Annotated in this window: 10 protein-coding genes; 5 read left to right on the top strand and 5 right to left on the bottom strand. The window is 63.5% G+C overall.

Annotated features, from left to right (window positions below):
* Positions 1 to 145 precede the first annotated feature (145 nt).
* The 3 genes from glgX (at position 146) to PDMSB3_RS28480 (ending at position 4,931) form a co-directional block, all read left to right on the top strand.
* Positions 146 to 2,362, top strand: coding sequence for a glycogen debranching protein GlgX (glgX, locus tag PDMSB3_RS28490; RefSeq protein WP_007177379.1), 2,217 nt, complete (start codon positions 146 to 148; stop codon positions 2,360 to 2,362).
* Positions 2,363 to 2,509: 147 nt separating this feature from the next.
* Positions 2,510 to 2,689 (top strand): DUF2934 domain-containing protein, encoded by a 180-nt coding sequence (locus PDMSB3_RS28485; protein ID WP_007177378.1) that lies wholly within the window; start codon positions 2,510 to 2,512, stop codon positions 2,687 to 2,689.
* Positions 2,690 to 2,894: 205 nt separating this feature from the next.
* Complete coding sequence (locus PDMSB3_RS28480; RefSeq protein ID WP_007177377.1) at positions 2,895 to 4,931, top strand: AI-2E family transporter; 2,037 nt, start codon at positions 2,895 to 2,897, stop codon at positions 4,929 to 4,931.
* A gap of 29 nt (positions 4,932 to 4,960) precedes the next feature.
* On the opposite strand, the gene PDMSB3_RS28475 is transcribed toward PDMSB3_RS28480, so the two are convergent.
* The 5 genes from PDMSB3_RS28475 to PDMSB3_RS28455 all read right to left on the bottom strand — a co-directional run bounded on the left by PDMSB3_RS28475 (position 4,961) and on the right by PDMSB3_RS28455 (position 11,430).
* Positions 4,961 to 6,604, bottom strand: a complete 1,644-nt coding sequence (locus PDMSB3_RS28475) for an efflux transporter outer membrane subunit (RefSeq protein WP_007177376.1) — start codon at positions 6,602 to 6,604, stop codon at positions 4,961 to 4,963.
* 1 nt (position 6,605) lies between these two features.
* A complete protein-coding gene (locus PDMSB3_RS28470) occupies positions 6,606 to 8,195 on the bottom strand; it encodes a DHA2 family efflux MFS transporter permease subunit (RefSeq protein WP_165188440.1) in 1,590 nt (529 codons plus the stop codon).
* Between the two features lie 67 nt (positions 8,196 to 8,262).
* A complete protein-coding gene (locus tag PDMSB3_RS28465) occupies positions 8,263 to 9,444 on the bottom strand; it encodes an HlyD family secretion protein (protein ID WP_007177374.1) in 1,182 nt (393 codons plus the stop codon).
* Between the two features lie 102 nt (positions 9,445 to 9,546).
* The gene (locus PDMSB3_RS28460) at positions 9,547 to 9,729 is read right to left on the bottom strand and encodes a hypothetical protein (RefSeq protein ID WP_007177373.1); all 183 of its coding nucleotides are present in this window, start codon (positions 9,727 to 9,729) and stop codon (positions 9,547 to 9,549) included.
* Positions 9,730 to 9,864: 135 nt separating this feature from the next.
* Complete coding sequence (locus PDMSB3_RS28455) at positions 9,865 to 11,430, bottom strand: FAD-dependent oxidoreductase (RefSeq protein WP_165188438.1); 1,566 nt, start codon at positions 11,428 to 11,430, stop codon at positions 9,865 to 9,867.
* Positions 11,431 to 11,729: 299 nt separating this feature from the next.
* Between PDMSB3_RS28455 and PDMSB3_RS28450 the strand changes: the two genes are divergently transcribed.
* Together PDMSB3_RS28450 and PDMSB3_RS28445 are read left to right on the top strand one after the other, a co-directional pair.
* The gene (locus PDMSB3_RS28450; RefSeq protein ID WP_007177371.1) at positions 11,730 to 13,883 is read left to right on the top strand and encodes a hybrid sensor histidine kinase/response regulator; all 2,154 of its coding nucleotides are present in this window, start codon (positions 11,730 to 11,732) and stop codon (positions 13,881 to 13,883) included.
* A gap of 149 nt (positions 13,884 to 14,032) precedes the next feature.
* Positions 14,033 to 14,332, top strand: coding sequence for a hypothetical protein (locus PDMSB3_RS28445; RefSeq protein ID WP_165188436.1), 300 nt, complete (start codon positions 14,033 to 14,035; stop codon positions 14,330 to 14,332).
* Positions 14,333 to 14,464 lie beyond the last annotated feature (132 nt).

Below are 14,464 nucleotides of genomic sequence, written 5' to 3'. Positions count from 1 at the left end.
TTTCCCTTGACGGCTGCAAAAGTTGTGCCGCGCCGGCCGGCCATCAGGCCAATCCTGTCAGGTCCGGAATTTGCTGTCTCTGCGAGCTTGCCGTCCACTGCTTGAAACAAGCGCTTCAGTGCCTCTTGCTTCCACAGGAACCACTATGTCATCCCAAGCCAACTACTCGACGCGCATCGCGGAAGGCACGCCTTTTCCGCTCGGCGCGACATGGAACGGAAGCGGCGTCAACTTCGCGCTTTTCTCGGCGCACGCCACCAAGGTCGAACTGTGTCTGTTCGATGAAACCGGCGAAAACGAAATCGAGCGCATCGAACTGCCGGAATACACCGACGAGGTGTGGCACGTGTTCGTGCCGAATCTCAAACCGGGCGCGGTCTACGGTTATCGCGTGCACGGCCCTTACGAGCCCGAGAAAGGGCACCGCTTCAATCCGAACAAACTTCTGCTTGATCCGTATGCGAAAGCGCATATCGGCGAGCTCAAATGGGCGCCGGAAATTTTCGGCTATACGCTGGATTCCGAAGAGGGCGACCTGTCGTTCGACGAGCGCGACAGCGCGCCCTTCGTGCCGAAATGCAAGGTGGTCGACGCCAATTTTTCGTGGAGTCACCCCGAGCGCAATGCATTGCCGTGGGAACGCGTGATTTTTTATGAAGCCCATGTGCGCGGATTTACCAAACGGCATCCGGAAGTACCGGAAAATCTGCGCGGCACGTTCGCCGGACTCGGGCAGCGGGTCGTGCTCGACTACATCAAGAACCTCGGCGTGACGTCGGTGGAATTGATGCCGATCCAGACCTTCGTCAACGACAGCTATCTGCTCGATAAGGGTCTCACCAACTACTGGGGCTACAACACCATCGGTTTTTTCGCGGCCGATCCGCGTTTCTTCGCGTCGTCGATCGATTCGGTGGGCGAGTTCAAGGAGATGGTGGACCGCTTCCACAACGCCAATCTCGAAGTCATTCTCGACGTGGTCTACAACCACACGGCCGAAGGCAACGAACGCGGGCCGACCATCTCGTTCAAAGGTATCGACAACGCGTCGTATTATCGGCTGATGCCTGACGAGCCGCGCTACTACATCAACGACACCGGCACTGGCAACACGCTGAACCTGTCGCATCCGCGCGTATTGCAGATGGTGACCGACAGCCTGCGCTACTGGGTGACGGAAATGAAAGTGGACGGTTTCCGTTTCGACCTCGCCACGATTCTCGGCCGCGAACTGCACGGTTTCGACGAAGGCGGCGGCTTTCTCGACAGCTGCCGGCAGGACCCCGTGCTGTCCAGCGTGCGGCTGGTGGCCGAGCCGTGGGATTGCGGTCCCGGCGGCTATCAGGTGGGCGGCTTTCCGCCCGGCTGGGCGGAATGGAACGACCGCTTTCGCGATACCGTACGCGAATACTGGAAGGGCGACGAAGGCAAGGTTCCCGATCTCGCCACGCGGCTCACCGGTTCGGGCGACAAGTTCAACCATCGCGGCCGCCGCCCGTGGGCCAGCGTGAACTTCATTGCCGCGCACGACGGCTTCACGCTCAACGATCTGGTCTCGTACAACGACAAACACAACGAAGCCAACGGCGAGGACAACAAGGACGGCCACTCGGACAACAAATCCTGGAACATGGGCGTGGAGGGCCCGACCGACGATCCGGGCATTCGTCAGCAACGCGAGCGGCAGAAGCGCAATCTGCTCGCCACGCTGCTGCTTTCGCAAGGCTCGCCGATGATTCTCGCGGGCGACGAATTCGGCCGCACGCAGAAGGGCAACAACAACGCCTATTGTCAGGACAACGAGATCAGCTGGGTCGATTGGGAAGCGATCGACGACGATGGCCGCGCGCTCACCGAGTTCGTCAGGAATCTGACCACGCTGCGCCACCGTCTGCCGGTGCTGCGGCGCGGCCGTTTTCTGACCGGCGAATACAACGAGGCGCTCGACGTGACCGACGCCCGCTGGATCTCGCCGGAGGGCAAGGATCTCTCGCAGGAGCAGTGGGACGATGCTTCCATGCGCTGCTTTGGTCTCGTGATCGACGGCCGCGCGCAGGCGAGCGGCATTCGCCGTCCGGCGTCGGACGCGACTTTGCTGCTGGTGCTGAACGCGCATCACGACGTCGTCAATTTCACGCTGCCCGACATTCCCGAGGGGCAGCGCTGGACTTGTCTGCTCGACACCAACATGCCGGTGCGCTCCGAGTTGCCTCACTTCGCGGCCGGCGACGCGTATCAGGTGACCGCCCGCTCGCTGCTGCTGCTTGCGCTGGAAGCGCCGAGCCTCGCCACGCAGCGCGTATTCGACCGCCTCGAAGAACAGCTGACCACCGAGGATAGCGAACCGCCCGCAGAAGCCTGACGAACCGGTACGAAGATCCTCATTTGGCATGCGCCGCCAGGTATAGCGCTTGCTCGATTGCGAATGACTGCGCGCCGGCTGCATCCAGCGGCAGGTGCGCAGTACAGACGATAGCGGTCTTCGCCAGCTCTAACCAAGGGTGATCAAATGGAACAGGAACAAACCTCGCTAGAGGAACAGATTCGCACGCGCGCTTATTACCTGTGGGAGCAGGCAGGCGATCAGAAAGGCACGCCTGACGAGTATTGGGAGCAGGCACGCGCCGAGATAGAAAAGGAGGCGCCGCCCACGGAAAGCGGACCGGTGGGTAAGACGCCCGCCAGGTAGGTGCGCTGTTCCGGCAAAAGCCGGGCTACGGCAGCATCGAATGAAAGTGAACAGAAGGTTGAACGCGAAGTGAGGTGCAGCAGCGAGTTGCAACGTCGGCGCCCGCGCGGCACGCAGCCGCAACGCCGCCGACGTGCGCAACCCGTGTGACCTGTCACGCCTGACAAGAACGGGAACCGAACAGAACCGGACAGATCATTCGCCAATGAAGGACATACCCGACCCGCGCGGCGTGAGGCCAGCCGCCCGCATTCAAGCGCCGCCTACGGCTTTCGGTGTCGACGGTCTGATTGCGCTTGCCGTGGGCGTAACGGTAGTCGCGTGTCTGTACTTTGCGAGCGCCGTGCTGATTCCGATGACGCTCGCCATCCTGCTCAGTTTCCTCGTCGCACCGCTCGCCGATGCATTGACCCGCCTGCGGCTCGGCCACGTGGCGTCCGTATTCGCCGCGGTGGTGATTTCGGTGTCGGTGATCGGCATGCTCGGCGCGGTGATCGCCACCCAGCTGACCGATCTGGCCGCCGGCATGCCGCGTTACCAGGCGACCATAGAGCGAAAGATGGAAACCGCGCACAACCTGACCATCGGCAAGCTGAACCGTTTTGCCGACGCGGCCGGCCAGGCGCTGCAGCGCGCGACGATCGAGCCGCCGCAGCCCGCGCCGCAACGCGATTCCGCATCGCCCGGCAGCACGCGTTCCACGGCCAATGCACCCGCCGCCGTGCCGGTCGAGGTGCGCGAGCCGGTGCCGACGCCGTTCGAACTCGCGCGGCGTGTGTTGTCGCCGGCCATCAGTCCGCTCGAAACGGCGTTTATCGTGTTCGTCGTGATGGTGGTGATTCTGTTGCAACGCGACGATTTACGCGATCGCGCGATCCGCCTGTTCGGCTCGCGCGATCTGCACCGCACGACCACGGTGATGGACGAGGCCGCGCGGCGTCTGAGCCGCTATTTCGTTTCGCAGCTCGGGCTGAATGCGGGCGTGGGCGTGGTGATCGGCACGGGGCTTTTTCTGATCGGCGTACCGAGTCCGATTCTGTGGGGCATTCTCGCGGCGCTGCTGCGGCTCGTGCCGTACGTCGGCATCTGGATCTCCGCGACGCTGGCCACCGCGCTCGCCGCTGCCGTCAGTCCCGGATGGAGCATGGCGATCTGGTCGCTGGCGCTGTTCGTCACCGTCGAGTTGCTGGTGGGACAGGTTGTGGAACCGCTGCTGTATGGGCGCAGCACCGGTCTCTCGCCGTTCTCCGTGGTGGTCGCCGCGATTTTCTGGAGCTGGATCTGGGGGCCGATAGGACTGATTCTGTCGACACCGTTGACGCTATGCCTGCTCGTGCTCGGACGGCACGTCCGCCGTCTGGAGTTTCTCGACGTGCTGCTGGGCGACCAGCCGGCGTTGACGCCGATCGAGAACTTCTACCAGCGAGCGTTGGCCGGCGACCCCGATGAAGCGATCGAGCAGGCCGAGGCGCTGCTGCGTGACCGTTCATTGTCGACCTACTACGACGAGGTCGCGATCAAAGGCCTGCAACTCGCGGCGACCGACGTGGTGCGCGGCAGCGTAACCGCCGCACAGCTTGCACGAATCGAGGCGACGACCAACGACCTCGTGGATGGCCTCGACGGCTACGAGGATCGCGAGCCGCCGACGCTCGCGGCAGAGGAGAACTGGAGCGCGGTAGGACCGATGGCGCCTTCCGCTTCGGATGATGCGCAAGCCGAATCCGCGACTACGCGGACCGTTTCGCCAGCCTCTTCAGGCCGCGCGGAAGAAAGCACGTTGAACGAACAACAGCCGCCGCGCGCAGCCAGCAACCGGGTGCTGTGCATTCCCGGCCGCGGCCCGCTCGATCCGCTGGCGACGACGATCCTGCTGCAGTTGCTGGGCAAGCACGGCTTCACCTCGCGAGCGCTGCCGCATGAGGCCGCGTCGCGAGCATCGATTGACAGTCTCGATGCGGACGATGTCGGCATCGTCTGCATCCTGTACCTGCAGATCGACGGCATTCCGTCGCATTTGCGCTATCTGGTCAGACGTATTCGCGCGCGGCTCCCCAAGGTGTCGATCGTCGTCGGACTGTGGGATGCGCAGGATACGGAGAAGTGGAGCATCGATCTGCAAACCGCCCTCGGAGCGGAGTGTTACGCCACTTCTTTGCAGGAGATCGTGGCGGCTTGCCAGCGCGTCGAGACGGGCACGACCCAGGTCGAGGAAGCGTTGCCCGTGGTCGTCAACGGTTAGCACGGCGCGGCGCCGCTTCGCCTTGGGCGTCATCCGCCTTGACGGGCGGCAGGCGCGGCCGATGTATCCGCGTCACTCTGCCAGCCGCCGCCAAGCGCCTTGTACAAAGACACCAGGTCTGTGCTCACCTGCATGGTTCCCTGAGCATATTGCTGGCGGGCCTGCGCCAATTGCCGCTCTGCATCCAGCACATTGATGAAGCTCGTAATCCCCTTGCGATAACTGTCGCGTGCGAGATCGAAAGCCGCCTGTTCCGCGGCGACGCTCTCGCTGAGCGAGTCGCGCCGCGCCTGATCGGTGCGGTACACCGCGAGCGCATTGTCCACGTCGCGCAGCGCCATCAACACCGTTTTGCGGTAATCGAGCGCCGCTTCGGCTTCCTGCGCTTTCGACAGACGCAAATTGGAAACCAGCGCGCCACCCTGGAAAATCGGCAGCGAAATGCTCGGTCCGAACGAATAGAACAGATGCGACCAGCGCGACAGATCGCTCGCATTGGTGGCCCGGGTTCCCACCTGGCCGGTCAGGGACACGTCGGGATAGAACTGCGCCACGGCAACGCCGACATTGGCCGTCGCCGAATGCAGGCTCGCCTCCGCGCGGCGAACGTCGGGACGCCGGCGTGCCAGGGTGGACGGCAAACCCACCGGCACGACAGGCGGCACGGGCGGCACGGCGGCCGGCGCATCGAGTTCGGCTTCCAGTGCGCCGGGCGGTTCGCCCACCAGATACGCGAGTCCGTTCAACGCCTGGGCAATCTGCTGCTCGTATTGCGGCAACTGTGCCTGAGTTTGCGCCAGTTGCGCGGTCGCGCTCTTCACGTCGAGTTCGCTCGTCAGGCCGACTTTTGCCTGGCTTTGCGTCAACGTGACGATCTCGCGCTGTTCGTCGACGAGACTTGCCGTGATGGCGTGCAACGCCTGTGCGCCGCGTAATTGCATATACGTCTGCGCGACTTCGGCTTCGAGCGAGAGCAGCGCGTCGTTGCGGCTTTCCACGGCGGCTTCGGTTTGCGCATTGGCAGCCTCGACCGAGCGGCGCACGCGGCCGAACAGATCCAGTTCCCACGAGGCGTCGAAGCCGGCTTGCCAGAGATTGACCGGCGCGGTCAATTGATTCAGCAGGTTGTTCGCGCCGTTTTGCAAAGTAGCACCCGCACCCGGTGCGACTGCGTTGACCGGCGAGTTCGGCGCGCCGAGCTGATCGACCTTGTCGTATACGCCGTCGGATTCGAGGAAGCCTTTCACGCCGAGTTGTTCGCGCTGATAGCTGCCGGTTGCCCGCACGTTCGGCAAACCTTGGGCCGCCGCGCTTTGCACCTGAGTGCGCGCTTCGACAATGCGCAGCACAGCCTCCTGCAAGTCCAGGTTGCCGCGCGCGGCACGCCCGACCAGCGCGTCCAGCGTCGGGTCGTTGAAATTACGCCACCAGCGGGGATCGGGATCGGTATCGAGCGTGGGGACCGAGGCGACGTTCGCGGCAGAAGCACCCGTCGCCGTCGCGGTGCTACGCTGCGTGTCGTGCCATTGGTCAGGCACGTCCGCTTTCGGCGCGTGGAAGTCAGGGCCAACCGTGCACGCGGAGAGCAGCATTGCAACCGACAGCGCGGACAGCACGGGCAGCGCGGATAAACGCGGAGTCAACCACGGCGAATTTACAAGCGGGCGTCTCATATCAGTGTCCTCCCGCGCCGCCGGCCGCTTTGGCTGGAGAAAAGAACAACGTCATCGGAATGCATAGTGCGCAAAAGATCGCGAGGATCGCAAAAACGTCGACGTAGGCCAGAATCGTCGACTGGGAAATGAAAGTGGTGTACATGCGCCCCGTGGCGGTTTGCAGCGCTTGCGCAAACGGCACGCCGGTCATCTCGGCGATGGTTTGCGCGCTGCGCTGCACGGCGTCGTTGTAGTTTTGCGAAAGCGTGGACATGTGTTCGGACAGATGAGCCATGCGAGCCTGGGTGCGCTCGCGGATCAGCGCGGTCGACAGCGAAATGCCGATCGACCCCGCCACGTTGCGGAACATCGTGAAGAGGGCGGACGCGTCGTCGTTCAGGCGCGGCGGCACGGTAAGGTAAGCCAGCGTCGTGATCGGCACGAACAGGAAGCCGATGGCGAGCGATTGCGCGCTGCGCATCTTCACCAGCGTCGCGTAGTCGATATCCGGCACCAGCAGATGCGAATAGGCGAGCGCGCAGGCCAGCAACGCAAAGCCGGCCGCCACCAGAAACCGCGTCTGCACATACGGCATCAGCTTGCTGACGATCGGAATTTCCAAAGTGATGAGCACCGCGCCGGGCGAGAGCACGAGACCGGCGAGCATCGCCGTGTAGCCGAGCTGCTGCTGGGCGAGTTGCGGCACCAGCACTGCGCTGCCGTAGAGAACCGTGGCGAATGCACCGATCGTCAGGCAACCGAGCGCGAAATTGCGGTCTTTCAGGCAGCGCAGATCGACCACCGGCTTTCTGGTGTAAAGCAGCCACAGGGTCGCGCCGACTATGCCCGCCACGGCCAGCACCGCGAACAGGCGGATAAAGTTCGACGAGAACCAGTCGTCGTCTTCGCCGCGATCGAGCATCACTTGCAGGCAGCCTAGCCCGATCGCGATCAACGTGATGCCGATGTAGTCGATCGATACTTTCGTGTCGCCTTTCTTTTTCCACGGCGGGTCTTCCACCAGTTGCATCACGGCGAGCGTGGTCAGCACGCCGACCGGCACGTTGAGCAGAAATACCCAGCGCCACGAGAAGTTATCGGTGATCCAACCGCCGAGCGTCGGTCCGAGCACCGGCGCGACGACGATCGCCACCGCCGAAATCGAGAACGCCCGGCCGCGCTGTTCGGGCGGAAAGGTGTCGAGAATGATCGACTGCTGGTTCGGCTGCAGTCCGCCGCCGAAAAAACCCTGCAGGATGCGGAAAATGATCAGCTGCCAGAGATCCGTTGCAATCCCGCACAGGAACGAGCAGACGGTGAAAGCGACGATGCACACCAGAAAGTAGCGCTTGCGACCGAGCAGGCGGCCGAGAAAACCGGAGATCGGCAACACGATGCCGTTGGCCACCAGATACGACGTGAGCGTCCAGGTCGCTTCGTCGTAACTGGCCGACATGGTGCCGGCAATGTGCGGCAGTGCGACGTTCACGATGGTCGTGTCGAGCACCTCCATGAACGCCACCAGTGTCACCACAATGGCGATCAGCCACGGGTTCGCCGCCGGTTTCCAGTCCGACTGATTGCCGTTCGCGGTGTTGGCTGAACTCATGCCCGCACCGCTCAGAAGAGGGCGCGCGGCGAAGCGCGAAATACCGTCGCGGTAATGGTCTGCGCCGTCATTTCAGATACACCTTTGGCGTGACGGACAACCCGAGCCCCAGCGGTTGATCGCGCGGCAAGCCGTCGTCGATGACGATCTTCACCGGCACACGCTGCACGATTTTCACGAAGTTGCCGGTGGCGTTTTCCGCCGGGAAGGCCGAGAAGCGCGAACCGCTGCCGAGTTGAACGCTGTCCACGTGGCCGCGCAAATCGAGCTTGGGATAGGCGTCGACTTCGACTTTCACCTTGTCGCCGGGGCGCATGCGTTCGAGTTGCGACTCCTTGAAGTTCGCCGTCACCCACACCTGCGGCGTGACGATCGCAAAGAGCGAGACGCCTGCTTGCAGGAAGGTGCCGAGTTGCACGTTGCGCCGCGTGATCCAGCCGTCCGAAGGCGAGCGCACCTCGCAGTAGGAGAGGTTCAGTTGCGCCTGTTCCAGTTGCGCTTCGGCTTGCTGCACCTGTTGGCGACGCTCCTCGACGGTGGCTTCGGTCTGGCGGATCTGCTGCGGCACGAGGCTCGCGGTCTGCTGCTGCGCGCGCGCCTGTTCGACGCTCGCGCTGGCCGACTGCCGTTGGGCGTCGGCGGTATCGATGTTTTGCTGCGAGGTGGCGCGCTGATCCACGGCATGCTGACGCAGATAGGCGGCTTCGGCCTGGCGGAAGTTCGCCTCGGCCGACGACGTCTGCGCTTTCGCCTGACGGTATTGAGCCGGGTACTGAATGCGCGCGATGTCGAGTTGAACCAGCGCGGCATTCAACTGCGCTTTGGCGAGGCCCACCTGCGCTTCGGCCTGATCGACCTGCGCCTGATAGTCGCGCTTGTCGATCACGACCAGAAGGTCGCCCTTGTGCACGTAGACGTTGTCGTTGACCGCCAGTTGCACGACGTAGCCGGAGACCTTCGGCGCCATCGTAATAGCGTTGCCGTCGGTGTAGGCGTCGTCGGTCGTGATTTCGTTGCGCGTGGCAAACCACCAGACGAAAGCGACGATCGCTAGCAGGATCACCACCACTGCAAGAATGATCAGCGGCTTCTTGCCGGGTTTCTTGCGCGGCTTGTCGTCGCCGTTGTCCGCGTCCTTTTGGTTGCCGTCGTCCTTGTTGTTCTTTTTATCGTCGGACTGCCCGTCTTTGGTGTTCTTGCGGTCGTCCTGATCGTGCTCGTCGCGAGCGGAGCCGGTCTCGTCTGACATGGCGGTTCGTTCCCGTCGTCCAGAAGGGTTAGCGTTGCGTAGGGAGAGAAAAACCGCCCGAACCTAGTGCGTCCGGGCGATTCACATGCGCTTCAGCGGGGCTTAATGGCCGGCTGGTTTCTTGGTCGCCGACCTGTCTTGCGAAGCGGCGTCCTTGTCCGGGACGATCTTCGTGGTGCCGCCGGTGGAAGGCGGGTCGCTTGCGGGGAAGCTGTCTTCGACCTCCCGGTCGATCTGCTTTTCGCTCTTGTTCGAGTGCGGGTGCTTTTCCTTGTTATCTGTCATAACGTTTCTCCTTCAGGTCATTGAGTCATCATCGGGTCAGCGTGGTAAAGCACGCCGGCCGATCCGGGTGTTTCTTACATGGGGTGCTGTAGTTCTGCGCGGTTTTTTGCCGCGCTTCTCTTGCGTTCACCTCGATCATTGCGCGACGCACGATGCGTCGCTGATAATCGCCAGCGCATCCGCGCGCGACACGCCACGGCCCATCGCATCGATCAGGCGCGCGGTCTGCGCCTCGCGTTCGCAGGCCAGTACGGCGACCACCTTGTCGTCCTTGAGATAAAGCGCGACGAATTGCTGGCGATCCAGTTCGCCGTCCGTTACGATCTCGTCCCACTCGCTCGCATGGCCGAGATATTCGAAGCGTTTGCCGAAGTGATAGGTCCAGAAATAGGGCACGCCGCTGTAGCGATGGCGCGCGCCGCACATGTTTTCCGCGGCAACGCGCGCATGTTGCTGCGCGACGCGCCAGTGTTCGATACGCACCGGTTCCTGATCCTCGTGCAATGGAAACGCCGCGATGTCGCCCGCCGCATAGAGACCCGGCGCGGCCTGCATGCCTGCGTTGACGATCACGCCGCCGTCCTTTTGCAGCGGCAGTCCTTCCACAAAGCCGGTGGCCGGCGCGACGCCCGTGCCCAACAGAACGAGGTCGGCCTCGACATGCGCGCCGTTCTCGAGCATCACTTCGTGCACGTTGCCTTCGTCGCCTTCGAGCGAGGCGACCTTCGCCTCGAAACGGAACACCACGCCATTGCGTTCGTGAAGCTCACGGAACATGGCGCCGGCGCGTTCACCGAACTGCTTCGCGAACGGCACTTTTTCCGGCGATATCACGGTTACCGGCGTGCCGCGTTTGCGTAACGCGGAAGCCGTTTCGAGTCCGATAAAACTACTGCCGAGAATCGCCACCCGGGTTTGCCCGGCATCGTCGCCGATTGCGTCCACAAGGGCGGCGGCGTCGTCGAGGCTACGCAGCACGTGCACGCCGCCGAGTTCGACGCCCGGAATCGGCGGCTGCTTCGGCACGCTGCCGGTGGCGAGCAACGCGGTGTCGTAAGTCAGTTGGCCGCCGGTTTCGAAATGAATCGTGCGGGCGGGCACATCGAGTCGCGCGACTTTCGCGACGATCCGCTCGACGTCATGGCGCGCGAGCCAATCGGGCGCAAGAAGCGGCGGCACATCGTCGGCGGACATTTCACCGGGCGGGACGAATTTACTTAACGCGGTGCGGTCGTAGGGCGCATGCGGTTCCGCGCCGATCAGCGTGATGCGGCCGCCAAAACCGCACTCGCGCAAGGTCGCGCAAGCCGCCGCGCCTGCCGCGCCCGCGCCGATCACTACGTAATGCGGTTCCTGCGCACTCGCGTTGCGCACCGGTTGAGGCAGTTTTTCCGGCGTGACCATCACATCGTCGCCCGCGACGACTGCGGGGTAGCGGTCGAGCGCAACCAGTGCGGGCGGTTCGAGCACGTTGCCGGTAGAGACGTCGAACGTCCCTTTGTGCCACGGGCAGATGATCCGGCCGTGACACAGCGCGCCTTCTTCCAGCGGTGCGCCGGCATGCGGGCAGTCGGCGGAATAGGCGTGTACCGTGTCGCCGTCGCGTACCAGCAGAATGGGCTCGCCGTCCACCACGACGCGCTCGGCGCGGTCCGATCGCAATTGCGATAGCTGGGCGACGCGTCGGGCAATCGTGGGCATGGCGGGCTCCTCACGGACAATGAAAGGTGACGGCGCAGGCGGCATATCGCGCGCAACGGAGTGCGCATTGGCAGAACGCCTTTCAACCTGCTGAATTCCCGTGCTGCAGCAATCCATGTGCCCAAACGCAAGCGCCCGCAACAAGCGCGGTTTCTCCCGCCGCCGCTTGCCGGCCACGCTATGGAGAAGCGCTGAAGTGCGGTAAATTCCGGGATATGGAAATAGCGCACGACCGCGAGCGATACATCTCGTGACGTGCTATCCCTGAGCGATGTTGACCTTTCGTGGAGATCTTGACCGTGCAGCGTGCGGAACGAGTCGCAGTCGACGTCCCCATGCCGTCGCGCAATTTCGCGGCAACGCGGCGCATGCTTCTGATCGTGCTCGCGGTTTCGATTGTGTTTCCGCTGATCTGTCTCGCGGGCTACGGCTATTTCGATTACCAGCGCCGGATCGCCGATTCAGACGACATGATCGACCGGCTCGCGCGCGTCGCCGAGGAACAGGCCGTCAAGGTGCTGGACCTCAACCAGCAGATGTCATCGCGCATCGTGGAGTTGCTCGGCAACGAGGACGACGCACAGATTCGCGCACATGAAGCCACCTTGCATGAGCGTCTGCGCGAAATCGGCGGTGACTTTCCGCAGGTGTCGTCGATCTATCTGCTCGGGGCGAAAGGTGATCTGCTGGTGTCGAGCCGCGCTTTTCCCGCGCCTGCCATCTCGATCGGTCAGCGCGAAGACTTCGTCTCGGCTAAGGCGATGCGTCCGCAGCCGTATTTCTCGCTGCCCATGTTCGGGCCGCTGTCACAGACCAATGTGTTCACCACCGCGACAGGGCGCTCGGACGCCGGGGGTCAGTTTCTCGGCGTAGTCTCGGTGGCGCTGCGCCAAGCGTACTTTTCACGCTTCTATCGCGAACTGACGAACGGCGATTCGTCGTTGGTGCTCGGCCTGTATCGCCAGGACGGCAACCTGCTGGTGCGCTATCCACCTTGGCCGGCGGGCTCGAAGCCCAGTCCGCACAGCAAATTTGCTCAGGCGCTGCGTGACAGACAATTGGTCGGCCACGTTCGCCTGAATTCGACGGTGGATGGCGTGGAGCGCCTGCTGGCGTTCCGCCGCGTCGGCGACTATCCGCTCTATGTGATAAGCGCGTACGCGACTTCGTCGATTGGGACAGCGTGGCGGCGGCACTTCATGATGATCGCGGCACTGACGGCCGTGCCCTGTATCGCCATCTGGCTGCTGGTGCTCTACTCGCTGCGTCAGCTGGAAGGGGAGCGCCGCGCGTGGGAACGCTGGCAGGGCGAAGTGGCCATGCGTCTGTCGGCCGAAGCCGCCAGCCGGCAATTGCAACGCATGGGCGCGCTCGGCAATCTCGTCGCGAATGTCGCGCACGACTTCAACAATCTGCTGATGGTGGTGTCCGCCAACTCGGAGCTCGCGCGGCTCAAGCGTTTCAACAACGTGGAGAAGGAAGTGCTCGCGGTGGAGCGCGCCACCGCCACGGCTGAATCGCTCACGCGGCGCCTGCTGAGCGTGGCGCGCAAGCAGCCGCTCAAACAGCAGCCGCTCGATCTCGCCGCGTGGCTGCCCGCTGCTGCGCCGCTAATCGATGCGGCGCTCGGCGATAAGGTGGAACTGGCGCTGAACGTGGTCGACGACATCTGGCAGGTGCTGGCGGACCCGACCGACCTCGAATTCGCGATCGTGAACCTGGCCGTCAACGCGCGCGACGCGATGCCGTGCGGCGGGCGCTTCGTGATTCGTTGTCAGAACAACCGGCTGGTCGGTAGCGATACCTTGCTGCCCGACGGCGAATACGTACTGATTGCCTGTACCGACGACGGCGAAGGCATGCCTGAAGCCGTCGCGCGGCGTGCCTTCGAGCCGCTCTTCACCACCAAGCTGCGCGGCTCGGGCACGGGCCTCGGCCTCGCGCAGGTGCTCTCCATGTGCGAACAGGCTGGCGGCACGGCAAAGATCGAGAGCGTGCCCGGCAGCGGCACGACGGTCAGGCTGTATTTGCCGCGATATCACGAACGCAAGAAAGCGCCGGCGACGGCTGTCGAAATGGCGCAAGCGCCCACACCTGCTCCGAGCGGTGTCGTGCTGCTGGTGGAGGACAACGAGGAAGTGGCCGCGGGCGTCGCGGCGGTGCTGGAAACCTTCGGCTGCGAGGTGCGCCACGAGCCGACCGCCGATCAGGCGCTCGACGTGCTCGCGGCCGGCGCGCGCTTCGAACTCGTGCTCTCCGATATCCAGATGCCGGGCAAGCTCAACGGTATCGACCTCGCGGAGAAAGTGCGCAACGCGTGGCCGTCGCAGAGGATCGCATTGATGACCGGCTACGCCGACGAACTCGAACGCGCGCGGCGGCTAGGGGTGGCGATTCTCGCCAAGCCTTTCAATATCGACGAACTGCACGCATTGGTGGTTTGCGAACCGTAAGGCTCGCGGGCCGCGGCGTGCGGCGTCGCATGTTCGAAGCGTTTCATGACTCGCGGCACAGCGCTTGCTGAAAAGACGACGAGGTATGCGTGTCGGGCTGGCTGTTTAGTCGGCGCAACCCGCTTCTTTTTTTCGAACTGGAGAGAGTCATGAACATCAGAAACAGAACCCGGAACGTACTGCTCATCTCGACCTTGCTCGCCGCTTCCTCGCTCGCGATGGCTCAGGGCAGCGGCGGCGGTGGCGGCGGCCCGGCCGGCAGCGATCCGAACGGAGGTACCACGGTCGGTACAACTCGCGAAGGCGGCGACATGCAGGCCTCGGGTGCAATGGCGCATTCGAAGTCGACCAGAACGCACCATATGAAGAAGTCGAAGGCGACCAAGCCTGCTACCGACACCACCAATATGCCGGGCGCCGACGCCAGCAGCGACACGAAGGGACAATGACGGTAACACCTGACGCAGCGTAACCGCGCGCCGTGAGGCGTTTCCGGTTGAGGCCGCTACGTATGCCGGAGCTGCATGAAGCCTGGAGCGTTCCGCTCCGGGCGTTTTCGTTTTCATCCTGCTTGCAGCGCA

This window comes from Paraburkholderia dioscoreae (genome assembly GCF_902459535.1).
Lineage (GTDB): Bacteria > Pseudomonadota > Gammaproteobacteria > Burkholderiales > Burkholderiaceae > Paraburkholderia > Paraburkholderia dioscoreae.
This window is presented reverse-complemented; position numbering and strand designations above follow the sequence as displayed.

What these genes read in the sequence shown, in the direction of transcription:
- PDMSB3_RS28480 (WP_007177377.1), top strand. Translation starts at nt 2,895, where the DNA reads ATGAAGGACATACCCGACCCGCGCGGCGTGAGGCCAGCCGCCCGCATT.
- PDMSB3_RS28465 (WP_007177374.1), bottom strand. Translation starts at nt 9,444, where the DNA reads ATGTCAGACGAGACCGGCTCCGCTCGCGACGAGCACGATCAGGACGAC.
- PDMSB3_RS28455 (WP_165188438.1), bottom strand. Translation starts at nt 11,430, where the DNA reads ATGCCCACGATTGCCCGACGCGTCGCCCAGCTATCGCAATTGCGATCG.
- PDMSB3_RS28445 (WP_165188436.1), top strand. Translation starts at nt 14,033, where the DNA reads ATGAACATCAGAAACAGAACCCGGAACGTACTGCTCATCTCGACCTTG.
- glgX (WP_007177379.1), top strand. Translation starts at nt 146, where the DNA reads ATGTCATCCCAAGCCAACTACTCGACGCGCATCGCGGAAGGCACGCCT.
- PDMSB3_RS28485 (WP_007177378.1), top strand. Translation starts at nt 2,510, where the DNA reads ATGGAACAGGAACAAACCTCGCTAGAGGAACAGATTCGCACGCGCGCT.
- PDMSB3_RS28470 (WP_165188440.1), bottom strand. Translation starts at nt 8,195, where the DNA reads ATGAGTTCAGCCAACACCGCGAACGGCAATCAGTCGGACTGGAAACCG.
- PDMSB3_RS28475 (WP_007177376.1), bottom strand. Translation starts at nt 6,604, where the DNA reads ATGAGACGCCCGCTTGTAAATTCGCCGTGGTTGACTCCGCGTTTATCC.
- PDMSB3_RS28460 (WP_007177373.1), bottom strand. Translation starts at nt 9,729, where the DNA reads ATGACAGATAACAAGGAAAAGCACCCGCACTCGAACAAGAGCGAAAAG.